The organism is Allomesorhizobium aridi, assembly GCF_043769475.1.
Classification (GTDB): Bacteria; Pseudomonadota; Alphaproteobacteria; order Rhizobiales; family Rhizobiaceae; genus Allomesorhizobium.
The window spans coordinates 3,266,972-3,293,339 of sequence record NZ_CP171729.1 but is presented as its reverse complement, the minus strand read 5'-3'; the positions used below and the strand labels follow the sequence as shown (position 1 = coordinate 3,293,339).

Below are 26,368 nucleotides of genomic sequence, written 5' to 3'. Positions count from 1 at the left end.
TTGTCGGTTGCCGCGGCTCTAGCCGGCGGTACAGAAATGCCTGCGGCCGTCATAGCCGGTGAACGTTCCGGTGCGGGCGTTGAAGCTGCGGTAGCGGTCCTCGCAATAGCGGTACCATTCGGGCGTCCAGGGCTCGAGAGCGCCGGCATAGCCTTCATCGACAACGTATTCGCGGCGGACCGGATAGTAGCGGCGGGGCTGATAATAGCGGCGTTCGCGCGGATAATCGTAATCGTCATAGACGCGGTACTCAGGCCGGGACGCGTTTGCGGCGCCGACTGCGAGCGCGCCGACGGCGAGGCCGAGGATGCCGGCGGCCACGAGGTCGCCGTCCGAGGAGTGGTGGCGGTGCCGACGCCAGTTGTCGCCGGCATTGGCGGCGGGCAGGGCGGCAAAGGTGGTGGCGGCGACGGCGGCTGAGAGAATGGCGGTCTTGAAGATGCGGTTCATGTCTGTCTCCTTCGCGCCCGGCCGCAGGGAGGCGGGGCAGGCGTTGAACCGGAAATACGCCCCGGCATCTGAACGCAGGCTGAACGCGGCACCAACCGCCGCGCCCGCAATCCGTATTTCCCGGAAATGCGGCGCAATTCGGAACGGCGCGTCAGCCGACCGAAAGGTTGACCGCCTTCGGGCCCTTGCCGCGCTTGTCCGGCTCCGTCTCGAACGTCACTTTCTGCCCATCCTCGAGGCCGGTCAGGCCCGAAGCCTGGACGGCCGAGATATGGACGAACACGTCCTTAGCGCCATCATCCGGCGTGATGAAGCCGAAACCCTTGGCATGGTTGAAGAATTTGACGGTGCCGGTCTGCGGCATGGGAAGTTCCCTCCTTGCGTGGTCCATGTCCGGCGGTCGAAGATCCGCGCGGTCCCGGACGCTTGCTGGGGGAGACAAACAGACTTGTCGCGCCGGGGCTTTGCCAAAACCCTCTCGTTTCGCGATCCACCCGAAGTGCTATGCTGTCATACCCCGGGGCAGGCTATTCCAGTCTCCGGGCCGGCAAATGCCCGAAGCCGGAATTTGTCCTTCATTTTCGGCACATGGGCAAGCAAATCTTTCGCGGCCGAAACGGGCGTTTCAGCGTCGGCGCCGGACAGGCGAAAGGCGCGGCAGACCGGGCTGCCGCGCCTTTCAAAATTCGCTGGCGACGCATGATCTTGTCCGAAAAGTCTGCGGCTTTCCCGGGATCATGCTTCTCGGCTCAGGCCGCGCTGAGATTGACCGCCTTCGGGCCCTTGCCCATGCGGTCGGGCTCGACGTCGAAGGTGACCTTCTGGCCGTCGACCAGCGTGCGCAGGCCGGAGGCCTCGATCGCCGAGATATGGACGAACACGTCCTTGGCTCCGCCATCGGGCGTGATGAAGCCGAAGCCTTTGGTGGCGTTGAAGAATTTAACGGTTCCGCTCTGTGGCATATGGGAGAACTCCTTCACCCGTTTCGTTGGTCTGGTTCCTGCCGTTCCGCCGCGCCCCGGCGGCAGGTTCCTCTCAGTGCTTGGCGGTCGTGCATTCGCGCAACGTCGAACCCCCGCCAACAGAAGGGGTCGTCAGAGATTCACAGTATCGGGGAAAGGTTTCGTCCAAAACGTTCCAGTCTCCGGGTCAGCAAATGCCCGAACACGAAATTTATCGCATGGAAATACATTTCAGGCAAGACGGCCGCGGCACGGGGTTGCATGCGATGGTTTCCAAATCGCGACGCCGCCCCTGCCGCCCCGCGGTTTCGCGGGGGGATTGCATTTGCCGGCGGAATCGCAAGGATCGCAATCGCGGGGTTCCACAGCGACGGGCGGACGGGACCGGAGGAGAGACATACATGGAATCCAGAGCAGTCTTTTGGCGCGGCGCATTGCTGGCGTTGGTGATGGCGGTGGCCGCCGCCTGTACGGTGGTGGTCGACGAGCCGGGGCCCGGACCACGCCCGCCGCGGCCGGGACCGGAATTCTGCACCCGCGAATACGACCCGGTGTGCGGACGGCGCGGACCGGACCAGCAGACCTTCGCCAATGCCTGCCTGGCCGACCAGGCCGGCTACCGCGTCATCGATCGCGGCCAATGCCGGCGCGATCCTCGCCCGCAACCCGGCGCCTGCACCCGCGAATACGATCCCGTGTGCGGGCGGCGCGGCTCGGAGCGGCGGACCTTCTCCAATTCCTGCCTCGCCGACCGGGAGGGCTATCGCGTCATCAGTGAGGGCGAATGCCGCTCCTCCGGCGGAGGCGGCGAGGAGCCGCGCTTCTGCACCCGCGAATACCGGCCGGTCTGCGCGGTCAGCCGAGGCAATGTGCGGACCTTCGGCAATTCCTGCGAAGCGCTGGCGGCGGATTACCGGATCGTCAACCCGAACGGACCCTGCTGAGAGACCGTTCGATAATTCTACTCCGGCGGGCACCTGACGCGGTTTTCTCCGCTTCCGGTGCTCACGGACCCAAATGTCCGCTGCGCTCCGGTTCTCGAAAACCACGCCATCTGCCTCGCCGGAGCGAATTCTCGGACGGTCTCTCCTCATCGTCGCTCCCTCTCAAGCGGGACGGCGCGTTTTCATCCGGGCGTCCCGGCTGCCGACCTGCTGCGCTTTTTCCCGCTTGGCGCCGCGGGGTCCGGTCCAAAGGCCTGCACGAGACGGGCGTGGATCGCTGCACGGGAGGCTTCGGTGCGAAAAGCCGACAGCGCGATCCCGACGAGCATATCGTCCAATCGCTCCCGGAGCGCCTCGGGCCACAGCGGCGCGCACTCCGGTTCGACGTCACTGGCCTGACACAGGCCGGTGCGGCGGCAGGCATGGTTCGGACATTCGGCGTGGAAGCCTTCGTCCGAGGCGAGCAGTTGCACCGCGGTCAGCACCTCCGGGCACGGCGACTTCCCGGGTGCGTACAGGTCGATCAGTGCGGCTTTCATGTCGCGCGCGGCAGTGATCACGTCCTGGCGCATGTACCGCAGCATTTTCACTTCGTCATCCAGTTCCATTGCTGATCCTTTCAGGCAAGTTTTTTCGTCGCCACGCTGCGTTTCCGCCCTGGCTATTGTTTGAGCCCTTCGACCCTTCGATGAACTCAGGGCTTCAGGAGTCGGGAAGCGGGGCGCATGGCCTTGCCTACCGAAATTGAATACGTGGCGCAGCTTCCGCGCCCCGCCGGTGTCTGTCGCCCCAGTCGACCGGTCACGCGCCCCGCTCCATGTTTTTTCCATGGACAATGACGCGCGGATGATCCGCCTTCCGTTCACGAAGCCTTGGCGCTTCGCTCGGAATGCCGGCCCGTCGGACGCCCTCAGGCCCGTGGGAACCGAATCCACGGGGAGAGGTCACCGCCGCCCTACCGATCCCCGGTCCGGAACCGGTTCCCGCAAGGGCGATGCCGAGGATTATGCGGGAGGGGCAGGGGGTGGGGATAAACGAGGGTGCGAAAAATTTCGAGCCGGGTGTTATGTCGTTGATCCGCAAGGCGGATTTCTTCGACCAGGACGAAATGAGTGTGGATTCTATCCACTTTTGAGATCGCAGCGCCCCCTCCACCGCCTTCGGCGGTCCCCCTCCCCCGTAAACGGGGGAGGATCAGCAGCCGCTACGTCCCGCTTCGCAGGGGAGGATCTGCTCTCGATCACGGCCGCGCAACCGGAAGGAATTCCCGACGACCATCGCCACGGCCGACCATCTGCGTGCAGCTTCCAAGGGAAAGCCCAACCCGGCCAACATGAACTCGGCACTGGTGGCGCTGCTCTACACCGTCGCCGGCGGCAAGGGTCGGCCAGCGCAGGAGCTGATTATTTCGTAGCGTTGGCTTGAACGGAAGGGCATGCTCCGCTAGCGCCTGAAATAGGAGATAGAGATGAAGCGGTTCACGCAAGCGGTTCGGCTCGCGCTTGCCAACGGAAACAGCTACAGCGCCCTGCTTACGGCTTTGGCATTGCCCGATATTTGCGGAGGGTTAGAAAATCCCAAGCAGGGGTCAAAGGATCGATATGTCGGTTGGGCTCGCCAGTGGATTGAGCCTGTGTACACAGTGCAATTCAACGTCTGGGAAGGTCCTGCTTTCGACGCATGGGAAGCTGAGCGACCGTTGCGGCCGACCTTCACCTTCCCATCGTCCTACGAAGACTATGGTCGCTATCAGGAGGATCGTGACCGTCGTCAGGCTGCCTACGAGGCGGAATACGAAGCTTGGAGCAACCGCCGGCCAAAGCGACCATCGTTGTTCTTGCCGGCGGAGGACCTCTATGCACTGCGTTGCGCGATGCTACACAGCGGCTCAGACAATGCTGAGGAGCAGCGGGCGGCGCAAACCCTCAAACGCTACTGCTTCATCGCGCCTGGGCCGTACACGGTCCACAATAACAGTGGCCTTGATGATAGGGGAAACAGAGTGCTCCAGCTTCAGGTGGACATCTTCTGCAAGGACATCGCCGACAAAGTAGACGAATGGGACACGACAGTCGCAGGCAATGCCGCCATCCAATCACGAAAAGAGCGCGAGTTGGTGTGGATCATCACACCCGACATGACCGAACAATGGCACTCGCGCTTCGGTCTAGGCGGGTCCAGCGGACTCCCCCGCGTCGGATGAGTTGTTTATCATCAGAGGGTGCAGAGAGCCGCGGAGGGCGCTGATGGCTGACGACGAGGGTTATTTCGAGATCCCACAGGTGGCTTGACAGGATCATTGAAGGTGGACTGCCCCAAATCCTCGCCGGTCCCGCCGGGAAAGCAATAAGTAGGCTCGTCGGAGAGGCGGCGGAGATACCAGCTGCGTACCTCCGGCAAATCCGGCAATCCATTGACGATAAAACCGAAGCCCGCAGCATCGTGATGAAGGCGGCAGCAGCGCGAGCAGCCGAACTCGGCATCCAAGACGTTCCTCGGATGATCAGAGGCTTCGACAACCTGATCGGTAGGGCATTTAGGGAGCAAGTAAACAAGGATGCGGTAGCCGGCAAAACGATCGAGGACCTGGAGGCTGAACCTTCGCCGGCAGATAGTCCCGGTCCGAGCGACGACTGGCTCAACGTCTTTGAAGGCTACGCTGCCAAGGCGACCTCGGATGGGCTCCGCGACCTCTGGGCACGTGTGCTGGCTGGCGAGATACGCAAGCCGGCCTCCTTCTCCCTAGCGACTTTGCATCTAATCTCAATCCTTGATGGAGAGATGGCGCAAGGGATCGAGTATATTCTCGACCGCGCGCTAGACGGTTCGGTTGCACTGATCGACTTTCCAGAGACAAAGCAACAATCATTGCTGATCGGCGCCGCGCGATCAGCCGGCGTAATTCTGGACTCTGACCAGAACGCGAGGCTTGAAAGAGCAATCTCGGCGGAGGGCATCATGCACTACCGTGTGGGGGAGACTGGAATCATTGGGGTCGGCAAGCCTGGAACCAGGCTGTTTTTCGATGGGATTGGTCTGACTAAAGTTGGCCGGGAACTCTGGAGGGCATTGCAGCCCAAGGGAGACGAGCAGACAATCGAATCAACGATCAATCTCCTCCGAAGCGATCCCGGCCTTGAGAGGATCACGCGAGGCAGGATTCCGAAGGGGTCCGGCCGGACAATCCTCCAAAATCCCAAGGTGGTGTGGCAGCGCGCGAACGGAGCCACGCAATAGAAGGGCCAACGCGATCGAGCGCTGATGTAACGACATTAAACCAGTGCCAAGTGAACTTGCGCACTGCGCCATTCGAATTTGCGCGCTACAACCGCGCGTCACGCTACAAGGAGATTATGCGCGGGGGGTGTGGACAAACAGGGGTGCGAAAAATCTTCGCATCGGCTGTTATGCTATTGATCTGCAAGGATGATTTCTTTGGTCGAGCCGGAACAGGGTGAATTCTATCCACTTTTGAGATTGTCGAAGGCGGGGATGGTGGAGGCGAGTTGTGGCGTGGTGCGTGGTTCGACAGGCTCACCATGAGGGGCCTTCTCACCGGAGTTGCGTAGGCGCTGCCCCTCATCCGGCCCCTTCGGGCCACCTTCTCCCCGTATCCTTCGGCAAGCTCAGGACGGGGGAGAAGGAAGGGCGCGCCCTCACACCACGAAGTCGTCGGCGATCAGGTAGTGGTGGCCGCTGAGGGCGAGTTGGAATTCGGGTGTGGAATCGCTGTCGGTGTTGCCCGAGACGATCGTGTCCGTGCCGGAGAAGGCGTAGCGGAGCTGGCCCGCGCTGGTGAACGCGCCGCCGCCGACGAAGCGGAAGGCCTGGTTGCCGGAGAGGTTGGCGTTGGCGTCGATGTCGGCGAGATCGATGAAGTCGATATCCTCCTGGAAATCGGAGATGCGGTCGCGGCTGGCGGGCGTGCTTTCGGAAGCGGCGGCGAAGACGAATGCGTCGTAGCCGCTGCCGCCGGTCATCAAATCGGCGCCGGCGCCGCCATGCAGGTCGTCATTGCCGCTGCCGCCGCTGAGCCGGTCGTTGCCGAGGCCGCCGAGCAGCTTGTCGTTGCCGCCGCCGCCGGTCAGCGTGTCGCCGTAGCGCGAGCCGAACAGGGTGTCGGCGTAGGCGGTGCCGACCACGCTCCTGGCGCCCGAGTTCGAGAACACGAAATCGGAGGAGATCAACTCGCTGGCGAGCACGTCGTCGACCGTGAGGAAATGATTGTAGCCGTTGTAGGTGGCGTTGAGCGTCGCGCTGCCGGTGGAATCGGTGAACATGAGCGCGCGCAACTGGCTGATGTCGCTGACACCCCAGGACGACACGTCGATGCGGTCGACGTTGAAGGTGAAGTCACCGATCCAGTCGTCGCTGGAGCCGGTCGAGCGGGCGCTCATGATGAACCAGTCGGCGCCCGTGCCGCCCCACAGATCGTTGGCGCCCGTGCCGCCGAGAATGTCGTCGTCGCCGGCGCCGGCGTAGATCAGGTCGTTGCCGGCGCGGCCGTCTATGTAGTCATGGCCGCCATAGCCGTAGATCGTGTCGCCGTAAGCGGTGCCGTAGATGCTCTCGGAATAGTTGGTTCCGCGGATGATGGCCATGTTTTCTCTCCTTCAGTGGCTGCCGCCAAGATGCGCGCCAGGCGCTGAACAGTGCCGTAATGCGCCGTTCATCGGGCGTTCATGAGGGTTAACGGGCGAGCAAGGGTGAGCGCTACTGGCCCGGGCGGCCGGTCTTGCCGGGGCGGCGGGTCTGGCGCTTTGCGTCGGCGGGGTCTTCGTAGGAGCCGACGCCGGAACGGGCGCGGACGACGGGTTTTATCCCATCATCACCCCTCACCAAGTTCGCCGAACCGCTCGTCTTCGCCTCGCGGGGCGAACTGTCCTCTCCCGCAAGGGGAGAGGAAGGCGGCTTCGCCGGCACTTTTCCTTCGACAGGCTTTTCGGTGCGGCGGACGGTCATCTCGTCGAGGGAGTTCTTGCGGAACAGGGATTTGTTGTCGTCCGGGACGCCGTAGTCGGAGCCGTGGGCTTCGCCGGCCGACTGCTTCTTGAACAGCGAGCGCGGGACGGCTTTGGCGGGAACGGCGTGGTCGCCCGAAGTGCCCATGTCGTCGAGATGGGGTTTGGCGAAGAGGGAGGATTTGCCGGAGCCGGCCGCGGACTGCCGGTTCCGTTCCGGCATGGGTCCTCGGGTCAAGCCCGAGGATGACGAAGCGGAGAGGTCGGCGCCGCCCCTCACCTGCCTGCCGGCATCCTCTCCCCGTGAACGGGGAGAGGAAAGGCTATCATCCACCGCGCGGTGGATGGCGCGGCCCTTGTTGTGCTTGCCTTTTTCGCGGCCGGAGACCGGGCTTTCGGACTCGGCGTATTTGGCCAGCGGGTCGTCGGAGACCGCGAGCTCGATGTCGCGCAGGCGCTTGATCTCGTCGCGCAGGCGGGCGGCGCGTTCGAAATCGAGGTCGGCGGCGGCGTCGCGCATCTGCTTCTGCAGCGCCTCGAGATGGGCTTTGAGGTTGTTGCCCATCATGGCGCCGGCGGCGGCGAAGTCGGAAATGTCGGCGCGGACGTGGTCCTTCTCGTAGACGGAGTCGAGGATGTCGGAAATGCGCGACTTGACCGATTCCGGCGTGATGCCATTGGCCTCGTTCCACGCCATCTGCTTCTCGCGGCGGCGCGCCGTCTCGGCCATGGCGCGCTCCATCGAGCCGGTGACGTTGTCGGCGTAGAGGATCACCTTGCCGTCGACGTTTCTTGCCGCGCGGCCGATCGTCTGGATCAGCGAGGTTTCGGAGCGCAGGAAACCTTCCTTGTCGGCGTCGAGAATGGCTACGAACCCGCATTCGGGGATGTCGAGGCCCTCGCGCAAAAGATTGATGCCGACCAGCACGTCGAACGCGCCGAGGCGCAGGTCGCGCAGGATCTCGATGCGCTCCAGCGTGTCGATGTCGGAGTGCATGTAGCGCACGCGCACGCCCTGCTCGTGCAGGTATTCGGTGAGGTCCTCGGCCATGCGTTTTGTCAGCACGGTGACGAGGGTGCGGTAGCCGGCCTTGGTGGTCTCGCGGATCTCGCCGACCACGTCGTCGACCTGGGTCTTGGCCGGGCGGATCTCGACCGGCGGGTCGATGAGGCCGGTCGGGCGGATGACCTGCTCGGCGAAGACGCCGCCGGCTTCTTCCATCTCCCAGCTGCTGGGCGTGGCCGAAACGGCGACGGTGAGCGGGCGCATCGCGTCCCACTCCTCGAAGCGCAACGGCCGGTTGTCCATGCAGGAGGGCAGGCGGAAGCCGTATTCGGCCAGCGTCGCCTTGCGGCGGAAGTCGCCGCGGTACATGCCGCCGATCTGCGGGATGGTGACGTGGCTCTCGTCGACGAAGACCAGCGCGTTGTCGGGGATGTACTCGAACAGCGTCGGCGGCGGATCGCCGGGACGGCGGCCGGTCAAATAGCGCGAATAGTTCTCGATGCCGGCGCAGGACCCGGTGGCTTCCAGCATTTCGAGGTCGAAGCGGCAGCGCTGTTCGAGCCGCTGGGCCTCTAGCAGGCGACCGGCGCGTTCGAGTTCCGCAAGGCGGAGTTTCAGCTCTTCCTTGATCGATTTTATCGCCTGGTTGAGCGTCGGGCGCGGCGTGACATAGTGCGAGTTGGCGTAGATCTTTACGCTCTTCAGATCGCCGGTCTTCTGGCCGGTGAGCGGGTCGAATTCGGTGATGCTCTCGATCTCGTCGCCGAACATCGAGATGCGCCAGGCGGAATCCTCAAGGTGGGCGGGGAAGATTTCGATCGTGTCGCCGCGCACGCGGAAGGAGCCACGGGTGAAATCCATGTCACGGCGCTTGTATTGCTGGGCGACGAGGTCGGCGAGCAGCTGGCGCTGGTCGAGGCGGTCGCCGACCTGCATCTGGAAGGTCATCGCCGTGTAGGTCTCGACCGAGCCGATACCGTAGATGCAGGAGACGGAGGCGACGATGATGACGTCGTCGCGCTCCAGCAGCGAGCGCGTGGCCGAGTGGCGCATGCGGTCGATCTGCTCGTTGATCGACGATTCCTTCTCGATGAAGGTGTCGGTGCGCGGGACGTAGGCCTCGGGCTGGTAGTAGTCGTAATAGGAGACGAAATACTCGACCGCGTTTTCCGGGAAGAATTTCCTGAACTCGCTGTAGAGCTGCGCGGCGAGCGTCTTGTTGGGCGCGAGGATGAGCGCCGGGCGCTGCGTCTCCTCGATCACCTTGGCCATGGTGAAGGTCTTGCCGGAGCCGGTGACGCCGAGCAGCACCTGGGTGCGGTCGTTTTCCTTGATGCCGGAGACGAGGTCGCGGATAGCGGTCGGCTGGTCGCCGGCGGGTTCGAAGTCCGAGACCATCTTGATCGACAATCCGCCTTCGGATTTCTCCGGGCGGGCAGGGCGGTGGGGCACCCAGAGCTCGCCGTTCTTGTGCAGCGGATTGCCGGATTCGATCAGCGCCGAGAGCGCGGCGACGGTCGCGGTGACGCCGCCGGACGACATCTGCTCGGCGTCTTCCAGCGAAATGTCGAGGCCGGCGACTGGATTGAGGCCGGCGGCGGCGCGCTCCTTGGCGGTTGCCGCGCCGCCCATCGAGGTGCCGCGCGCGGTCTTGGTCGGCGCGGAGGAGCGCTCGGGGATCTTTTTGGATTTGCGCTGCCCCTCACCCTTACCCTCTCCCTGGGGCGCGTCAGCGTTGCGCTCCGCTTCCTTCGAAATCTCCTCGGCCCAATCCGAGATCGAGCCGCCGAGCGGCGCGCCGGAAAACTCAGCCTGGGGCGCTTCGGAAAAGCCGCGCGGATGCAGCGGTTCGGCCGCGTCCATGAAATCCGTCAGCGGGCTGCGCCGCTTCGGCTTGCCGGCGCGGTCGTCATTGGCCGCGGAACGCGGGGAGTTCTTCTCGGGAGATCTGGCCATGGTCCGAATATGGGCAGAATCGCCTGAGATGGAAAGGGTGGCGCGACCGAATGACCGCCGGCGAAAGCCGCTCCTGACAGTAGGCTGTCAGGATGCGGGCGGTAGCGGAACCGCCGGCCGGTCAGTATGCGCGCCCGGCGGCGCCGAAGCGGCTCTTCGAAAACTGCTGGTCGGCAAGCACGCCGATCAGGATAACCGAGCCCATCACGGCGAAATTCAGCGAGCTTGGAATGCCGAGAAGGTTGACCAGGTTCTGGAGCACCTGCAGCAGCACCGTCCCGAGCACCACGCCGAGGATCGAGCCTTCGCCGCCACGCAGCGAGCAGCCGCCGAGAACGGCCGCCGCGATGGCGTAGAGTTCGTAGAAATTGCCATGCGAGGAGGGCGAGATGGAGCGTGTGTACATGGCGATGAACACTGCCGCGACCGCGGTGACGCCGCAGCAGATCACATAGGCGGCGATGATGATGCGCGAGGTGTGGATGCCGCTGTAGCGCGCCGCCTCCTCGTTCTTGCCGACGGCGAACAGGTATCGCCCGAACACCGAACGGTGCAGCACGACGCCCGCGACGACGGTGATGAGCAGGAAGGCGATGAGGCTGTGCGGGATGCCGTAGAACCGCCCCGCGACCAGCCATTCGAGCATCGGGAAGCTGGCGCCGAACGGGAAGCCGGCGGTCGCCTCGTCGGTGTAGTAGCGCGCGGCACCGCGATAGATCAGCAGGCCGCACAAGGTCACGACGAAAGGCTGGAGCCCGACGCGGGCGACGAGGAATCCATGCAGGAACCCTATGGCGCAGCCGATCAGCACCACGATGACGAAGGCGATGCCGGGATCGACGCTGCCGCTCGCGACCAGGTCGACGAACAGGACGCCGAGCAGGGCGATGATCGAGCCGACGGACAGCTCGATGCCGCCGGAGATGATGACGAAGGCCTGGGCGACGGCGAAGATGCCGAACAGTCCGATGAGATTGGCCGTGTTGGAAAGGTTTATCGGCGACAGGAACCTCGGGTTGATGATGGCGACCACCGTCCCCACGACGAGGATGAGCACGAACAGCCATAGGTCCTTGCGGTTGATCATCGGCAGACATTTCCGGGTTGGCCGGCGGAGCGCAAGGCGAAATCGATCAATTGTCGATCCTTCCGACGGCGAGGGACATGATCGCCTGCTCGCTGAGCGACTGGCGTTCGAGAAAACCGGCGATGCGGCCCTCGTGCATGACGGCGACGCGGTCGCTGACCCCGATGACTTCCTCCATGTCGCTGGAGATCATCAGTATGCCGACGCCGTGGTCGGCGAGTTCGCGCATCAGGCGGTAGATTTCATTCTTGGCGCCGACATCGACGCCGCGCGTCGGCTCGTCGAAGATCAGCATGCGGGGCGCCATGGACAGCCATTTCGCCAGGACGACCTTCTGCTGGTTGCCGCCCGAGAGCGAGCCTGCCGCCGCCGAAACGGTGCGGCAGCGTATGTCGAGCCGCTTGCGCTGCTCGTTGGCCCGGGCGTCCTCCAGCGACGCGTCGGCGATGCCGTAGCGGGCATGCGCCGGAAGGCTGGCCAAAGTGATGTTTTCGCGGATCGGAAAATCGAGGATCAGCCCGGACCGCTTGCGGTCCTCCGGAACGAGGTAGATGCCGCGTTCGATCGCGTCGCGCGGCGAACGGATGGATGCCCGTTCGCCGTCGATCCTGATTTCGCCGCCCTTCAGGGGATCGATGCCGAACAGGGCCCGCGCCAGTTCGGTGCGGCCTGAGCCGACGAGGCCCGCCAGCCCGAGTATCTCGCCCTTGCGTACGGCAAGGCCAACCGCCTGTTCGGGGCGGTAGCCGGTCTTCACGCCGACCAGTTCGAGCACCGGCTCGCCGAAGGGCTTGGCCGGAGGACGGTACAGGGTCTTCAGGTCGCGCCCGATCATGAAACGGATCATGGTATCGGCGCGGATCTCGCTGCGGCCGAGTTCGGCGACACGCTTGCCGTCGCGCAGCACGACCACGCGGTCGGCGCAGCGCTCGACCTCTGCAAGACGGTGCGAGATGAAGATGATGCTGACGCCTTCGGCCCTGAGCCGCGACACGATCGCCAGCAGGCGCTCGGTCTCCGAGGCCGTCAGGCTCGACGTCGGCTCGTCCATGATGATGAGGCGCGCCTTCAGCGATAGCGCCTTGGCGATCTCCACCATTTGCATCTGCGCAAGCGACAGCGAGGCGACCGGCGTGTCCGGCTCGAAATCGGCGCCGAGCTGGCCAAGCAGCGGCCGCGCCCAGCGGTTCAGTTTGGCCCGATCGATCAGCTTCAGCGGGCCGCCCTTCAGCGGCTCGCGGCCGATGAAGATATTGGCCGCAACCGTCAAATTGTCGAAGAGGTTGAGTTCCTGACGGACGAAGGCGATGCCGGCGCGCATCGAGCCGTTGACCGAAAGCCGGTCGACTTTGCCGCCGTCGATTTCGATCTCGCCGCCGGTGGGCTCGACCACACCGCCCAGGATTTTCATCAAAGTCGATTTGCCGGCGCCGTTCTCGCCGACCAGCCCGATCACTTCGCCCGGGCTGACGGAAAGGCCGATATCGTCCAGCGCCCTGATGCCGGGATACTCCTTGGAAATTCCCGTCATGTTCAGAAATGGATTCGGCATCAGGCGAACCAAGGCATGTTGACATTCAGCCGGCCTGCAAATGGCGGCTTTCTGCGCTTCCGGTGCTCACGTACCCGAAAGTACGCTCCGCTCCGTTCTCGAAATCCACCATTGTCAGGCTCGGCCTGACCTGAATCTCAACACACCCTATGCTGGTCAGGTCAGACGCTGCAAGGCGCACGAAGCAGGCCGGCTGGGAGATAGCGCCGGCCTGCTCGCTCTAGGGTCAGAACCTCAGCCGCTGATGCGCGCCTTCAGTTCCGCCTCGAAAGCGTCGACGTTGGATTTGTCGATCATCTTGGTCGGCACGATGATCAGCTTGTTCTCCGGCACGACCGACTTGTCGCCCTCGAGATACTTCGCCATCAATTTCATGCCCTGGTAGCCCCACTCGTAGGGATCCTGCACCACGGTGCCGGCGATAGTGCCCTCGCGCACGCCGCCTAGCGTGATCGGATCCTCGTCGAAGGCGATCACGGTGACCTGGCCGAGCTTGCCGCTCTCCTTCAGCACCTCGTAGATGCGCGGCGGGTTATAGGAGTAGAAGCCCACCATGCAGTCGATGTCGGGATTGGCCGCGAGCGCATCCTCGACATTGCGCTTGGCGCGGGTCTGGTCGATGTCGTCGCCGCGCACGTCGATCAGCTCGACCTTGGAGCCGGCGATCGCTTCCTTCATGCCCTCGATGCGCTCGCGCGCATTGTCGGCGCCCGGAAGCCCGACGAAGCCTATGCACTTGCCGCCGTCGGGCAGCGCCTTCAGGGCGATCTCGCCGGCCTGCTTGCCGGCGTCCGTATTGGACGAACCGATATAGGCGATGCGGTTGGTGTCGGGGGCGTCGCTGTCGGTGGTGAAGAGCGGCACTTGCGCGCCGACCTTATTCAGCGAGTCGGTCGAGGATTTCGGGTCGACGGCGCTGACCATGATGGCCGAGACGCCGCTGGCGACCAGATCTTCCATCAGGCGCTGCTGCACGGCGGCGGCGGCCTGTTCGGGATATTTCAGCGATAGATCATAGTTGGGCAGTTCTTCCTGCGCCTTCCTGACGCCCGCCTCGGCCAGCTTCCAGAAATCGGACGCGCCATTCACCACGAAGGCGAGCTGCTTCTTGTCCTGCGCCTCGGAGCCGGACACGGTGAACGCCGCGGCCATCAACAATGCGCTTGCGATCAGTTTCAGTCTCATGAGTTCCTCCCTTTGTCGTTTTCGCAGAAACGTTCGGCGCCGGCGGTCCGGCTGCAACGCAGCCGCGGCCGTCTGGCATGTCGGCAATCCCTCCCGCCGCGCGACCTCCTCAGCCGCGCAGGCACTTTGATCGCCGGCGCTTTCGTTTCCAGTCGAAGCTAAACTCACCCGCGAACCGGTGTCAATATTTGTCGGACAAATAGCGAACTCCCCGCGCCACCCTTGATCCGCCCCGGGGTTGTGGGATAAGCGGCTGATCGAAACCGCCTAATGCGCCCGAACGGCCAGTAGAGAAAAGCCGACCCGCCGATGAAGATCGCTCATCTCGTAAGCCATGTTTCCCTGAACGGGGTGGCGACGAGCACCAAGATCCTGATCGACGAGCAGCTCAAGGCGGGGCACGAGCTGATGCTGGTGCATCCGAGGAATTCGTGGATCGGCAGGCAGAGCTTCGCCGGGCCGCTCAAGATGCTGGAGTCCAGCTTCAAGACCACTCCCGCCGACCTGCGGGCCACCGGCTATCCGATCCGGGACTGGGGACGCACGCTGGTGCATGCGCATGGCAGCAGCGCCAACAAGTTTCTGATGATCTTCACCCTTGCCGACGGCGCGCCGGCGGTGATGACCGCGCATTCGCGGCAGTTTCAGCTGCCGTGGCGCTTCGCCCACGCGGTGGTGGGGTTGAGCCGGCAGACGGCCAGCTACTACACGAAGCGGCTCCTGGTTTCAAAAAGCAGGATGCATGTCGTTCCCAACATGTTCGATGCGGCGGCGCTCGCACCCATATCGGCGCAGCACCGGGCCGCCGCGCGGGAAAAGCTCGGCATCCGGCAGGACGCGCTGCTTCTCGGCTCGACCGGCGGGATCAGCCCACGCAAGAACCAGGTCGACGCGATCCGAGTGCTGAAGCGGCTCGTCGCTTCGGGACTGGACGCCGAACTGCTGCTGATCGGCGGGTTGTCGAGCGGCGAGGTCATGCCCGGCTGGCGCGAAGCACTCGGCGATCCGGCGGTGGCCGGGCGCGTACACCTGCCCGGCCGGCGCAACGACGCGGCCGAACTGGCGGCGGCCATGGACGTATTCCTGCTCACCTCGGCTGCTGAGGAAGCGCCGATCGCGCCGCTGGAGGCCATGGCGCTGGGCGTACCGGCGATCGCGACGGATGTCGGCAACATGGCGGACCTGCTGCCGCGCGAGCGCATTTTCGCGGTGGGCGATGTCGAAGGCATGGCGCGGGCGGCCGGGCGGCTTGCCAGCGACGAAGCTTCGAGGCTGCAGGCCGGCACGTTCGACCGTTTGACGGTGACGGAGAAATTGTCGCCGCAGAAAATCCTGCCGCAGATCGAGGCGATCTACCGGGCCGCGCTCGGCCGCGCCCGCGACCGCGGCTGGAAGCATTTCAAGAACCCCGCCGACCGCTACATTCCCGACGCCGGGGAGTAGCCCGGCGGCTGCCTGGCGACGGTAGCATCGCGCGGCGTCCCGGCCACGCAGGCGCAAAGCTGGGGACGGGCGCCGAAGGCAAGTTGACGCAAGGGGACATTGCTGATTTTGTGGGCAGCAGGGCACTGTCACGAGGCAAGTCACACGCGGTGTGATTGCTTACGGAATCCGGTTGGAGGATTTGACATGCCTTTGCTCACAGCACTTGCAATCAGTATCGGAGCTCTCGGCGGCATTGCGACTTGGCTTTTCGTCGGGCCGTTTGCCGGTTTGGGCCTGCAGATATGGGCAGCTTTCGTTGCCTGGGCGGCATTTTATCATTCGGGCGGCAAGGAAGCGGCGCTGAAGACCAATATTCCGGCACATATACTGGGCGCGTTCATCGGCTGGGCAGCGCTGCTGGGCACGACATCGCTGGCCGGCGGCCTGGGCGTCCCTCTCGCTGCCGGAATCTGTGTCGGGATAGGCGCGGCGGCGATGGTGCTTGCGGCCAACATCGGCGCTTTCGGCTCGATTCCGTCATCGGTCTACGGCTTTGCCTGCGTTGCCGGCTACGCACTGCTCGCCGGCAAGCTCGGCACGCTGACATCTGCATCGCTGGTCGACAACCCGCTGATCAACATCGTCGTATCCATGGTGATCGGTTCGCTGCTCGGCTGGCTATCGGAGCGCATCGGCAGCGCACTGGCCGCCAAGACGCCTGCGGCGAGAGCCGCCTAGGACCGCCGCGTAAGGTCAAGATTCCGGCGCCGCTGATTGGCGCCGGCGTCCGGTCCGGAGTCTGGCAGATTTTTCCTCCGAAAACCGCTATGCTTGCCCGGCGCGGATACTGTCCGCGAAAAGGGGAGGGCGCCGATGGAGGCCAGGGATTTCATGCCGGACGAGGCGGTGATCGCCGGCATCAGGGCGGATCTCGAAACATACGAAAGCGAGCGCAGGGCGGCGCGCAGGCAAGTCGGCTGGCGCGCGCCGGTTTATCTCGGCCTGCTCGCGGCGGTCGTGGCGGCGCTGGCGTGGGGGTTCAACGATTTCGCCGATCCGAATGAGCAATGGCGCTCCACGCCGCACCTCTATCTCTATGTCTGCGCTTTTATTGCCGGCATGTTCGCCTACTGGATGGCGACCAAGCCGGCGAGGGACGTGCAGCAGACGTTTCGCGAGCATCTGCTGCCGATCGTGTTCGGCTTCATCGAGGATTTCCGCTACCAGCACGAGGGAACTCCGGCCTCCTTCGACCGGCTGCCGCGCGAGGCGGTGGGATCGTTCGACATCCAGCGCTTCGACGATGTGGTCTCGGGCAAATACGAGGGATTCGTGTTCGAGCTCTACGAGGCGGAGCTCGCCAACAAGCAAGGAAAGTCGGAGCAGACGAAGTTCAAGGGCGTGGTGCTGGCGTTCGACACGGTGGCGCCCTTTCCGGGACTGCTGGTCGCTACGCACAAGGCGAACATGGTGACTTCGTTCTTCCGCGGGCTGTTCGGTGACGGCGATCTGGAGGAGGTGACGAGCGGCATTCCGGCGCTCGACGAGAACTACGAGTTTCGCACCGACAATGCCGCCGCCGCGCAGCCGCTGGTGACCGGGCGACTGGCGCAGGCGCTGCAGTGGCTGGGCGAGGCGTGGCCGGACGAGCCGGCGCGCGTGGCGCTGCATGGCGGCGACGGGTTCCTGCTCCTGCCGGCCAAGAAGAATTTTTTCGAGCTGCCGCCGATCTCCGTGCCGCTCGACTACCGGCAGCATGTCGAGCCGATCATCGCCGACATGGCGGCGATGCTGGCGACGGCGGCTCTGGTGAGAAAGGTGGGGGCGAGCGACGACGTGGAAGCAGCCTAGAGCAAGCCGCCCGATTTCGGAATCGGGCATCTCGCTCCAGCTTTTGCTTTCGCATCGTTTTTGCCGAAAGCCGGCATCCACCTTTCGGCACGATGCTCTAACCGAAGCGGAGCTTCAGTCCGACAATGGCGAGGATGAACAGGAAGGTCACCGAATTGGCCATGATCACCGGCCAGGAGCCGATCAACAGGCCGTAGACGACCCACAGGAACACGCCGCCGGCCAGAGTGGCGTTGGTGACCAGCGATATGTCGCCGGCCTTGCGCTCGCGGACGATCTTGAGGATCTGCGGCAGCCAGCCGAGCGTGGTGATCAGGGCCGCGAGCGAGCCCAGTATTTCTATGGAGGGATGCAAGGGGGTGACCTTCGGCGCGGAGGGGATGCGCCGCACTCTCTGCCAGAAGCGCTGGCCGCTGTGAAGCGGCGGCACGGCCTGGCACAATGAGAAAGGCTGACCGGCGCAACAAGCCGCCGTGGGCGCCCCTATCGAACCGTCGCCGCGAGGAACAGCAGCGTCGCGGCAAAGCCGAGGGCGGTGCGGACGGCATGCAGCCGTGCCCATCTCTCCAGCAGTTCGCGGCTTTCCGGTCCGGCGGACGCGGGATCCGTCGACATGAGCGTATTGTTGACGGGCATCATGACAAGGAGCGTGTAGGGCCAGTTCGCGACAAGGACCAACGCGCCGGCCAGCCAGAACCATGCGCCGGTCTGCCACCACGCCAGCAAGCCGAGGAGAAATCCCGCGACGGCCAGGGAGGCCTGCATGGCGAAACCGCGCTTGTAGGCGGGCTTCCACTGGGTGAGCATCGATCGGTCGTCGAGGCTCCGCCGGGCCGGGTGTTCGGCGATGTTGATGTAGAATGCCGCGCCGGCAAAGACCGCAGCTATGACGAGGGCAAGGTGTCCGGCAATCATGATCGTCTCCATCGCGGGCGCCACGGTAACAGATACGGCGAGGTGCGGGAACGCCCGGACGAAACGACGAAACTCCGCCGGAATTTCAGAGGCTTCGTGATCGCCGCGGCGCGAAATCCGGCGGGGAGGGGGCCGTAACACGGCACGGGCGGTTTCGGCGCAAGGGCGTGATAAAAAAGGCAAGCGGCTGTAACAATCCGTCCGGCGCCGCCGCCAAGATCGGCAAAAACGGGTGGGCTTGCGCCAAATGCGGCATAAATAAGCCTTTGTTCCTGTTGCTTAATTTCACTGTTTGTGATTTGCGCGGCGACGCCCTCCGGCCTATCTCCAGGCCGTCCGGCGGCATATTTTAGCCGCGGGACAAAAACCCAAACGGGAGTACCAGAACATGAAGAAGATCCTTGCAACCGCCATCGCCTCGCTCGCCTTCATCGGCGCCGCCTATGCGGCCACCGTCGAGGGCGTCGTGCAGTCGGTCGATCCGGCAACGCGCACCGTCACGTTGCAGGACGGCACGGCGGTCGTGGCTGCGGAGGGCGTCGCGATCGACGCGCTCGCCGCCGGCGCCAAGGTCAAGGTGACGGCTCGAGGAAGGAACGAGCAACGCGACCGCCATCGAAGCGGCTATGTGATTTTATCGCCAAGACATTTTGAATGACGACCGGCCGGCCCCTAGCGGGGCCGGTCTTTTTTTGTGAACAGGCAAAAAGCTTTCCGTGTGCGGTGTGTTCGATCCCGGCTCGGCCTGACTTGAATCTCAACACCTGGCACATGATCCCGAAAACCGAAATCGTCCCGGCGCCGGCTTTTTGTGCAGCGGCATCAGCGCCCGCTCTTCGTGAATCGGCGCGATCGTGGCATGCTGCCGGAACGCGGGTCGCGGTTGGGGGATGCCATGACGGAAGACATGTGGTTCGGCGTTGCCGTGGTCGCGCTCTTGGCCGCCATGGCGGCTGCGTTCCGGCGCTGGGGCCGGGACGAGGAAGGCGCCGGCCGGTCTGCCGTAGGCCGGTTCGTGCTGATAGCGACGACGGTTGGCGGGCTGATCGGCGCACCGTTCTGGTGGCTCGACCTGCAGCCGAGCTTTGCCTGGGACCTGCCGCCGCTCGCATCGCGCATGCTGGGCGTGGCGGCGCTGGCGTTCGGGGTGACCGGCGTGGCGGTACTGGAGCATCCGGGCGTGGCGCGGACGCGGCTGTATTGCATGCTGATCCTGGTCTACCTCGTGCCGCTGGCGCTGGCGGCGGTGACGCTGCATCTCGACCGCTTCGATTTCACGCGGCCGGTGACCTACGGCTTCTTTGCGGTGGTGATCGTGCTTTGCGCCGGCTCGGCGCTGGAACTGGCGCGGGGCGACGATGCGGGCGCCGCGCGGCAGGCGCCGGGCGAAACGGTGCGAGGCTGGCTGCTGCTTGCCGGGGTGGCGCTGGCGATCTGGGGCGCGGCGCTGTTCCTGACTCCCACCGCGCCCTATCCGCTGGTGTTCAACTGGCCGCAGGACGAGTTGAGCTCGCGCCTGATCGCGGCCATGCTCTTGACGGTCGCTGTGTCGTTCTTCCTGTCGCGGCACGACGCGATGCTGGCGCGGCTGGCGCTGCTGTTTGCAGGCGTCTACGGGGCCGGCGTCGTCGCGGCGGGGCTGATGAACGCCGTCGGCGGCAAGCCTGTGCCGCTGCTCTACATGGCCGGCTTCGGCGTCATCGGCCTGGTGTCGCTGGCGCTTTTCGCCGGCATGAAGACATTGAGCCCGACGACTTCGCCGCAAGCCGGATCCTGAAGCCGTAATCTCGCAGCGGGTTCTCAGCCCGCCGCGAGCTTGGGCCGGAAGCCGTTCCTGGCCTTGGGCTTGACGCCGAAACTGGCCGGGAAGTCGTTCGCCTTGACGCGCACCTTTGCCAGCTTCTCGTAACGCCTCAGGCGCTGCACGGTCTTGGTCAGTTCTTCGACCTGCTGGCGCATCGCTTCGGCCTGCTGAGCGTCCAGCGCGCCGGCGGGCTCGTCCTCGCCGGATCCTTCGCGCGCTGCCTGCTTGCGCTCGCTGTCGACCTCGGCGGCGAGCCCCGCGTATTTGCGTTCGGCAAACTGCTTCTCGGATTCGAGTTCGTTCATCCGGGTCTTCAGCGCGGTCAACTCGACCGCCGTTTCGGCCTGTTCGGCGGCGCTGGCATGCACGCGGGAAAGAAGCGTCTGGATTTCGCCCTTCAGCGCATGGTTCTCGCTCTGGTAAAGCTCCTCGCGCTCATGCATTTCGCGTGCGAAGCCGGTGATGTGCTCGTTGGCCTCGACAAGGCGCGCCTCCAGCATATCGTTCAGCTTCTGCAGCCGCGCCGCTTCCTTCTCCTCGCTCGCCAGCTTGGCCGCGGTCTTGGCGACAAGCGCCGACTCGCTGGCGTGGACCGCCGCCAGATCTTCGTATTTGCGGCGGGTTTCGGCCTGCCGTTGCAGGGCCTTATCGAGATCGAGCGCGATGTTGACGTTCTTTTCGCGCAGCATCTCGTTCTCGCGCATGTAGCGCTCGGCCTCGTTGGTCTTGGCGGCCAGCGAGGTGTGAAGTTCTCCCTGGACGAACTCGGCGCGGGCGATCGCGTTCTTGGCTTCGACGGCTTCCAGCTTGGCCGAGCTCAGGGATCTGCGCAGATCCTCGGCCTCGATCATCAGCCTGCCTTCGCGCCGCTTCAGCACTTCGATCAACTGGTCGTAGCGGGCGCGCAGCTTTTCGAGCTTGTCGACGCGGTCGCCGAGCCGGCGGTTTTCGGCCGCGTAGTTCGTGTTCATGATCTCGAGTTCGTTTGCTCGGCGAATGTCTGCATAGCAGTCATCAAGGAATTCGCGGCTGAGATTCTGCGAGGCGACGATGCTGGAAAGCGCCGTGCTGATCTGGGTCAGGTCCTGCTGGATAGCGTTGCGGGCTTCATCCACCGCCGCAAGGCCGGCGAGACGGTTCTGGGTGTGCGAGGTGAGCCGTTCGGCATTTTCCTCCGGCGCCGGGGGAGCTTCGGCGGCCGCGTCGTCGTTTTCTGTTTCGACCTCGACAGTTTCATCCGTCTCGATCTCGGCGGCAAGTTGCGCGCTGAATTCCTCGGCCAGACCTTCGACGATGTCGTCGCTGCTTGGCTGCGCCGGTTCCGCGTCAGGAGGAAGCATGAACTCTTCGTTGAGAAGGTCGGTCATTCCGTCTTCAAGCGTGACGAACGCCTTCTTCAGAGGATCCTTTCTCGTCAGGATGTTTGCGAGATTCATGGGCACTGCTCCACCTGTTGTATGGCAGCCAAATACAACCGCCGGCATTCATACTTTATTAATAAATCATACATCTTTCCGCCGGTGTGGGAACAGGGGCCCGGCGCGGAATTTCGGATATAGTAAATAGTGGTAGTCCGACATTCGGCCATATGTCAAAAACGTACGGCCTATACAGCAAGTTGTGGCGGCCCTTATTCTTGCTTTGCTGCCCCGCGCATGGCCGCCAACTTGAGCTTTCGAAAGATGACTCATTGCCGGTGCTGACGCATCGCATCAGGCAGTTGAGACAGTGATTCAAGCGGGTCGGAAATCGATTCCGCGGCGTATATTAGAACATTGAAAATAAATGGATTCTCAGCCGGCCGGGGCCACCGCCAGGGCAGCGGCAGAAACGCCGCTTTTCCAACAGGGCCTGGCGAGAAACGACCCCCGCGCTCAGGGAAACAACGGGTCCTGCGCCATCTGCAAGTGCAACTCCTGGCCGGTCCAGGGATGAGCCTCGCAGACCGCTTCGTCGAGTTCGACGCCGAGACCGGGCTCCTTCGAAGGTATAACGTTGCCGTCCCGCCATTCGATCTTTTTTTTCAGCAATTCCGCATGGAAGCCGTCCCACTGCTTGAGCGACTCCAGGATAAGGAAGTTGGGCAGCGTGGCGGCAAGCTGGATGTTGGCGGCGCCGACGATCGGGCCGCAATAGCAATGCGGTGCGATCTGGATGTGGTAGGCCTCGGCCATCGCGGCGATCTTCTTGGTCTCGAGGATGCCGCCGGAGCGGCCGAGATCGGGCTGCAGGATGGCGGCGGCGCGGTTTTCGATCACCCGCGCGAACTCGAATTTCGTGGTCAGCCGCTCGCCGGTGGCGATCGGGATTGTTGTCTGCCGCGCGACTTGCGCCATTACCTCCGGCATGTCCGGCGGCACCGGCTCCTCGAACCAGAGCGGGTCATAGGGCTCGATGGCACGGGCCATGCGCAGTGCGCCCGATGCGGTGAACTGGCCATGGGTGCCGAACAGGATGTCGGCGCGGTTGCCGACGGCCTCGCGGATCGCCTTGACCATGCGGGCGGAGAGATCGATGTCGGCGAGGCGCGGCTGGTGGCCGTCAAAGGCGGTGTAGGGGCCGGCGGGGTCGAGCTTGACCGCATTGAAGCCCTGCTCGACATATTCGAGCGCACAGGCGGCGGCGAGGTCGGGATCGTTGTAGACGTTCCTGCCGACAGCGTCCTCGGAGTGAACGCTGCCGGTGTGCGGATAGAGGTAGGTGTAGGAGCGCAGCGCCTCGTGCACCTGGCCGCCGAGCAGCTTGTAGATGGGCTTGTTCGCTTCCTTGCCGATGATGTCCCAGCAGGCGATTTCGAGCGCCGAGAAGCAGCCCATGACGGAAATGTCGGGGCGCTGCGAGAAGCCGGACGAATAGGCGCGGCGGAAGAAGGTCTCGATGTCGTGCGGATCGCGGCCGACGAGGTAGCGTCCGGCCAAGTCTTCGATCATTTTTGCCGTGACGTGGGCGGAGAAGGTGGCGTTATAGGCCTCGCCATAGCCGACGACATTGGAGTCCGTCGTGAGCTTCACAAAGATAAAGTATTTGCCGCCGATGCCGGGCGGCGGATTGCCGACGACGAAGGTTTTGACATCGGTGATTTTCATGAGTGGTCCTCCAGTATCATCGCGGCGCCCCTGGCGCCTGTGAGGATCGCGGCTGCGTTGGTGTTACCGGAAATATTGTCGGGGAAGATCGAGGCGTCGACGATGCGAAGTCCGGCGAGGCCGTGGACCTTCAGGCGCGGATCGACGACAGAGCGCGCGGGATCGGGACCCATGCGGCAGGTCGATACGGGATGATAGACCGTGCCGGAGCGCTTCCTGAAATCCTGCGTCAGATCGTCGTCGGAAGCGATCGACGGGCCCGGCAAAACTTCTTCCTCGATGATCTCGGCCATGGCCGGCATGGAGGCGATCTTGCGCACGAATTTAACCGCGGCCAGCATTTCGGCCACATCCTGATCGGTCGAATAGGCGTTGGGCATGATCTTCGGATAGTCGAGCGGATTCTTCGAGCGGATCGTGATCGAGCCGCGGCTGGTCGGGCGGCAATTGGACAGGCCGATGGAAAAACCCGGCCAGGGATCGGGAGTCAGGATCGGGCGCTCGCCGGTCTTCGGGATGACAGTGGAAAAAGCCTGGAAATAGAGCTGCATGTTCGGCCGCGCCATGGCCGGATCGGTGCGGAAGAAGCCGCCGGCATTGTTCATCGAGAGCGACAGTGGTCCGTTGCGCAGCAGGAGATATTGCATGCCGACATAGAGCTTGCCCCACCATGGCCGGAGCAACTGGTTTAGCGTCGGGATCCTGCCCTTGAAGGTGTAGTTGATGCCGAGATGGTCCTGCAGGTTGGTGCCGACATGGGCGTTGGCATGGACAATCGGGATGCCTAGCGACTGCAGGAGATCGGCCGGGCCGACGCCGGAGAGTTGCAGAAGCTGCGGTGTGTTGACCGAGCCGGCGCAGAGCACGATCTCGCGGCCGGCGCGGGCGGTCGAGGTGCGGCCGTTGCGGATGTATTCGACGCCGACGGCGCGGCTGCCCTCGAACAGGATTTTCGTAGCCAGCGCGCGGGTTTCGACCCGGACGTTCTTGCGCCTCATGGCGGGGCGGAGGAAGGCGCGGGCAGCCGACATGCGGCGGCCGTCGCGGGTCGATATCTGGTAGATGCCGACGCCTTCCTGGGAGGCGCCGTTGAAATCCGGATTGAGTGGCAGACCTGCCTCTTGGCCGGCCTTCAGATAGCGCGCCGTCAGCGGGTGGACGGAGCGCGAGCAGTCGGTGACGTGGAGCGGGCCGCCGACGCCGCGCCATTCGTCGGCGCCGGCCTCGTTGTGCTCGATCGCCTTGAACAGCGGCAGAAGGTCGTCAAAACCCCAGCCCGGATTGCCGGCCGCCGCCCAGGCGTCGTAGTCCTCGCGCTGGCCCCTGATCCAGACCATGGCGTTGATGGAACTTGAGCCGCCGATGATCTTGCCGCGCGGCCAGTGATCGGCATTGCCGGCGAGGCCGGGATCGGGCTCGGTCTTGTAGTTCCAGTTGACGGCGGGGTCGAAAAAGTCTTGCCGTAGCCGAGCGGCATCTGGACATAGAAGCGGCGGTCGGTGCCGCCGGCTTCGAGCACCAGCACCGAAAAGCGGCCGCTCGCCGACAGGCGCTCGGCCACAACCGAACCGGCGGAACCAGAGCCGACTACAATGAAATCATAGCTTTGCATGGAACTTGAAACGTCGCCGGCCAACATCCTGATGTTTTGAATCATCCTAAGGGCGGGCGCGCGCCTTCGGCACCGGGGCTTCCGGCATGGCTTGTGACAAAAGCGACCGTGTTGCCGGTCCGGCTTGTCGTTGACGCAACAGGCTGGCGACGTTACGGCAGGAAGAAAGATGGAGAAGCAGCATGGTGCATTATGTCGACGGACAGCCGACGGGCGAACTGACGCTGCGCACGCTCGCCATGCCTTCCGACGCCAACGCCGCCGGCGACATTTTCGGCGGCTGGGTGATGGCGCAGATGGACCTGGCCTGCGGCATTCGAGCCGCCGAGCGGGCCAAGGGCCGTGTGGTGACGGCCGCGGTCAAGGAAATGTCTTTCGCCAAGCCGATGAAGATCGGCGACACGCTGTGCATCTACACCCATGTCAACCGGGTCGGGCGCACCTCCATGACGCTCAAGGTCGAAGCCTGGGCGCAGCGCTATCTCACCGACGTCATGGAACGGGTGACCGACGCGGATTTCATCATGGTGGCACTGGACAGCGAGGGCAGGCCGAAGGCGGTGCCGGAAGAAGTGAGCAGTGAGTAGCCGGGCGGTCCTGGGCAGTGTGCCGGACCGGCTCCAGCGTAGCCGGCTTCTCCGAAAGGATTGGCACCCACGGCTGAAGGTATGGCTTGCAAATTTCGCTACTTGAGAGCAGCCTCAATCGAGGAAGCCTGCGGTGGGAGACACATCCACGGCCATGAGGTTTCCATAGAACGAGCCGGGGGCTGGAAGCGATTCATCGCTGCCGGGTGAAAACATGACGGGCAAGAAATCCGCGCGTCCCTCGCCGCTGCAGCAGCGGCGTGGGCGGTCGCACCAATTTGCCCCTGCCCCGGTCCGTCAAGTTGACGATAGACAAGCGCCTGCCGGGCGCTTGCCCGTTTGAAAATCAAGGGAGGAAGCACAATGCCTAAGTGCAGTGTTGGCCGTCTTTGTATCGCGGCGGCGATGTCGCTGGTCTGTATGGGGCCGGGGATCGGAACAGTGAATGCCGAAGACGTCCCGATGGACAAGATCGACGCCATGCGGGAGGCGCTCGCAAAGTACAAGGATCCTTACGTCGCGGTCCGCGACCTCTATCTCTCGACAGTGGGTTGCGTCCACTATGACGGTTCGAAGATGGAGGGGCATTTGGATTACCCCAAAGGGGGCATGGGCATCCACTTCGTCAACCTGACGGTACAGGGGCCGCCCGATCCCATGAAGCCCAACGTGCTGATCTATGAGCCGGTCGGCGGAAAACTCCAGCTCGTCGCGGCCGAATGGCTCGTACCCCTAGCGGCCGCCAAGGAGCGTCCGAGCCTCTTCGGTCAACCTTTCCAGGGGCCGATGGAGGGTCATGAACCGTTGATCCCTCAAGGGTTCCACCACTACGACCTGCATGCCTGGCTGTTCAAGGACAATCCGCTGGGAATGTTCAGCCCGACCCATCCAGACATCACTTGCGAGGATGCGGAGTTCTCCTTGCTGGAGATGCCGACAAAACTGGTGCCGGAGCAGCAGTAGGGAGTAGGGAGTAGGGAGTAGG

General features: G+C 64.0%; 23 protein-coding genes and 1 pseudogene. 10 read left to right on the top strand and 14 right to left on the bottom strand.

Going from position 1 to position 26,368, the window contains the following annotated elements; all coding sequences use genetic code 11:
• Positions 1 to 18: 18 nt before the first annotated feature.
• From ACG873_RS18175 to ACG873_RS18165, 3 genes are all read right to left on the bottom strand, one after another.
• Positions 19 to 450 (bottom strand): BA14K family protein, encoded by a 432-nt coding sequence (locus tag ACG873_RS18175; RefSeq protein ID WP_394886455.1) that lies wholly within the window; start codon positions 448 to 450, stop codon positions 19 to 21.
• A 151-nt stretch (positions 451 to 601) separates the two neighbouring features.
• The gene (locus tag ACG873_RS18170; protein WP_394886453.1) at positions 602 to 814 is read right to left on the bottom strand and encodes a cold-shock protein; all 213 of its coding nucleotides are present in this window, start codon (positions 812 to 814) and stop codon (positions 602 to 604) included.
• A gap of 385 nt (positions 815 to 1,199) precedes the next feature.
• Positions 1,200 to 1,412 carry a cold-shock protein gene (locus tag ACG873_RS18165; protein WP_394886452.1) on the bottom strand — a complete coding sequence of 71 codons (213 nt, stop codon included), beginning with the start codon at positions 1,410 to 1,412 and terminating at the stop codon, positions 1,200 to 1,202.
• A 401-nt stretch (positions 1,413 to 1,813) separates the two neighbouring features.
• Between ACG873_RS18165 and ACG873_RS18160 the strand changes: the two genes are divergently transcribed.
• Positions 1,814 to 2,356: a Kazal-type serine protease inhibitor domain-containing protein gene (locus ACG873_RS18160; protein ID WP_394886450.1), complete on the top strand. Its 543-nt coding sequence runs from the start codon at positions 1,814 to 1,816 to the stop codon at positions 2,354 to 2,356.
• Between the two features lie 182 nt (positions 2,357 to 2,538).
• Here ACG873_RS18160 and ACG873_RS18155 read toward each other — a convergent pair whose 3' ends face one another.
• Positions 2,539 to 2,964: a hypothetical protein gene (locus tag ACG873_RS18155; protein ID WP_394886449.1), complete on the bottom strand. Its 426-nt coding sequence runs from the start codon at positions 2,962 to 2,964 to the stop codon at positions 2,539 to 2,541.
• A gap of 860 nt (positions 2,965 to 3,824) precedes the next feature.
• Between ACG873_RS18155 and ACG873_RS18150 the strand changes: the two genes are divergently transcribed.
• On the top strand, positions 3,825 to 4,559 hold the full coding sequence (locus ACG873_RS18150) for a hypothetical protein (RefSeq protein ID WP_394886447.1): 735 nt from the start codon (positions 3,825 to 3,827) through the stop codon (positions 4,557 to 4,559).
• 242 nt (positions 4,560 to 4,801) lie between these two features.
• Complete coding sequence (locus ACG873_RS18145; protein ID WP_394886446.1) at positions 4,802 to 5,593, top strand: DUF2806 domain-containing protein; 792 nt, start codon at positions 4,802 to 4,804, stop codon at positions 5,591 to 5,593.
• Between the two features lie 419 nt (positions 5,594 to 6,012).
• On the opposite strand, the gene ACG873_RS18140 is transcribed toward ACG873_RS18145, so the two are convergent.
• The 5 genes from ACG873_RS18140 to ACG873_RS18120 form a co-directional block, all read right to left on the bottom strand.
• On the bottom strand, positions 6,013 to 6,957 hold the full coding sequence (locus ACG873_RS18140; protein WP_394886444.1) for a calcium-binding protein: 945 nt from the start codon (positions 6,955 to 6,957) through the stop codon (positions 6,013 to 6,015).
• 112 nt (positions 6,958 to 7,069) lie between these two features.
• Positions 7,070 to 10,279, bottom strand: coding sequence for an excinuclease ABC subunit UvrB (gene uvrB / locus ACG873_RS18135; protein WP_394886443.1), 3,210 nt, complete (start codon positions 10,277 to 10,279; stop codon positions 7,070 to 7,072).
• A gap of 121 nt (positions 10,280 to 10,400) precedes the next feature.
• The gene (locus ACG873_RS18130; protein WP_394893582.1) at positions 10,401 to 11,363 is read right to left on the bottom strand and encodes an ABC transporter permease; all 963 of its coding nucleotides are present in this window, start codon (positions 11,361 to 11,363) and stop codon (positions 10,401 to 10,403) included.
• A 49-nt stretch (positions 11,364 to 11,412) separates the two neighbouring features.
• Positions 11,413 to 12,918: a sugar ABC transporter ATP-binding protein gene (locus tag ACG873_RS18125; protein ID WP_394886441.1), complete on the bottom strand. Its 1,506-nt coding sequence runs from the start codon at positions 12,916 to 12,918 to the stop codon at positions 11,413 to 11,415.
• 234 nt (positions 12,919 to 13,152) lie between these two features.
• Positions 13,153 to 14,070, bottom strand: coding sequence for a sugar-binding protein (locus tag ACG873_RS18120; protein WP_394893580.1), 918 nt, complete (start codon positions 14,068 to 14,070; stop codon positions 13,153 to 13,155).
• 342 nt (positions 14,071 to 14,412) lie between these two features.
• Here ACG873_RS18120 and ACG873_RS18115 point away from each other — a divergent pair, with 342 nt between their 5' ends.
• The 3 genes from ACG873_RS18115 (at position 14,413) to ACG873_RS18105 (ending at position 17,379) form a co-directional block, all read left to right on the top strand.
• Entirely contained in the window at positions 14,413 to 15,546 is a 1,134-nt protein-coding gene (locus ACG873_RS18115) for a glycosyltransferase family 4 protein (protein ID WP_394886439.1), read from the top strand.
• Positions 15,547 to 15,732: 186 nt separating this feature from the next.
• Complete coding sequence (locus ACG873_RS18110) at positions 15,733 to 16,266, top strand: DUF1097 domain-containing protein (protein WP_394886438.1); 534 nt, start codon at positions 15,733 to 15,735, stop codon at positions 16,264 to 16,266.
• Positions 16,267 to 16,401: 135 nt separating this feature from the next.
• A complete protein-coding gene (locus ACG873_RS18105) occupies positions 16,402 to 17,379 on the top strand; it encodes a DUF3137 domain-containing protein (RefSeq protein WP_394886436.1) in 978 nt (325 codons plus the stop codon).
• Between the two features lie 97 nt (positions 17,380 to 17,476).
• On the opposite strand, the gene ACG873_RS18100 is transcribed toward ACG873_RS18105, so the two are convergent.
• Both ACG873_RS18100 and ACG873_RS18095 read right to left on the bottom strand, forming a co-directional pair.
• A complete protein-coding gene (locus ACG873_RS18100; protein WP_394886435.1) occupies positions 17,477 to 17,809 on the bottom strand; it encodes a SemiSWEET family sugar transporter in 333 nt (110 codons plus the stop codon).
• Positions 17,810 to 17,862: 53 nt separating this feature from the next.
• A complete protein-coding gene (locus tag ACG873_RS18095) occupies positions 17,863 to 18,294 on the bottom strand; it encodes a DUF1772 domain-containing protein (protein ID WP_394886433.1) in 432 nt (143 codons plus the stop codon).
• Between the two features lie 388 nt (positions 18,295 to 18,682).
• On the opposite strand from ACG873_RS18095, the gene ACG873_RS18090 reads away from it, so the two are divergent.
• Together ACG873_RS18090 and ACG873_RS18085 are read left to right on the top strand one after the other, a co-directional pair.
• Complete coding sequence (locus tag ACG873_RS18090; RefSeq protein WP_394886432.1) at positions 18,683 to 18,952, top strand: DUF1344 domain-containing protein; 270 nt, start codon at positions 18,683 to 18,685, stop codon at positions 18,950 to 18,952.
• Between the two features lie 237 nt (positions 18,953 to 19,189).
• The gene (locus ACG873_RS18085) at positions 19,190 to 20,071 is read left to right on the top strand and encodes a hypothetical protein (protein WP_394886430.1); all 882 of its coding nucleotides are present in this window, start codon (positions 19,190 to 19,192) and stop codon (positions 20,069 to 20,071) included.
• A gap of 23 nt (positions 20,072 to 20,094) precedes the next feature.
• On the opposite strand, the gene ACG873_RS18080 is transcribed toward ACG873_RS18085, so the two are convergent.
• From ACG873_RS18080 to ACG873_RS18070, 3 genes and pseudogenes are all read right to left on the bottom strand, one after another.
• Complete coding sequence (locus ACG873_RS18080; protein ID WP_394886428.1) at positions 20,095 to 21,534, bottom strand: hypothetical protein; 1,440 nt, start codon at positions 21,532 to 21,534, stop codon at positions 20,095 to 20,097.
• Positions 21,535 to 21,972: 438 nt separating this feature from the next.
• Positions 21,973 to 23,184, bottom strand: a complete 1,212-nt coding sequence (locus tag ACG873_RS18075; RefSeq protein WP_394886426.1) for a mandelate racemase/muconate lactonizing enzyme family protein — start codon at positions 23,182 to 23,184, stop codon at positions 21,973 to 21,975.
• Positions 23,181 to 24,796: pseudogene (locus ACG873_RS18070) on the bottom strand (GMC family oxidoreductase). Before ACG873_RS18070 ends, ACG873_RS18075 begins: the two are co-directional and overlap by 4 nt.
• Before the next feature lie 182 nt (positions 24,797 to 24,978).
• Here ACG873_RS18070 and ACG873_RS18065 point away from each other — a divergent pair.
• Together ACG873_RS18065 and ACG873_RS18060 are read left to right on the top strand one after the other, a co-directional pair.
• Positions 24,979 to 25,383 (top strand): acyl-CoA thioesterase, encoded by a 405-nt coding sequence (locus ACG873_RS18065; RefSeq protein ID WP_394886424.1) that lies wholly within the window; start codon positions 24,979 to 24,981, stop codon positions 25,381 to 25,383.
• A gap of 363 nt (positions 25,384 to 25,746) precedes the next feature.
• Entirely contained in the window at positions 25,747 to 26,346 is a 600-nt protein-coding gene (locus tag ACG873_RS18060; RefSeq protein ID WP_394886422.1) for a hypothetical protein, read from the top strand.
• The last annotated feature ends 22 nt before the right edge of the window (positions 26,347 to 26,368 follow it).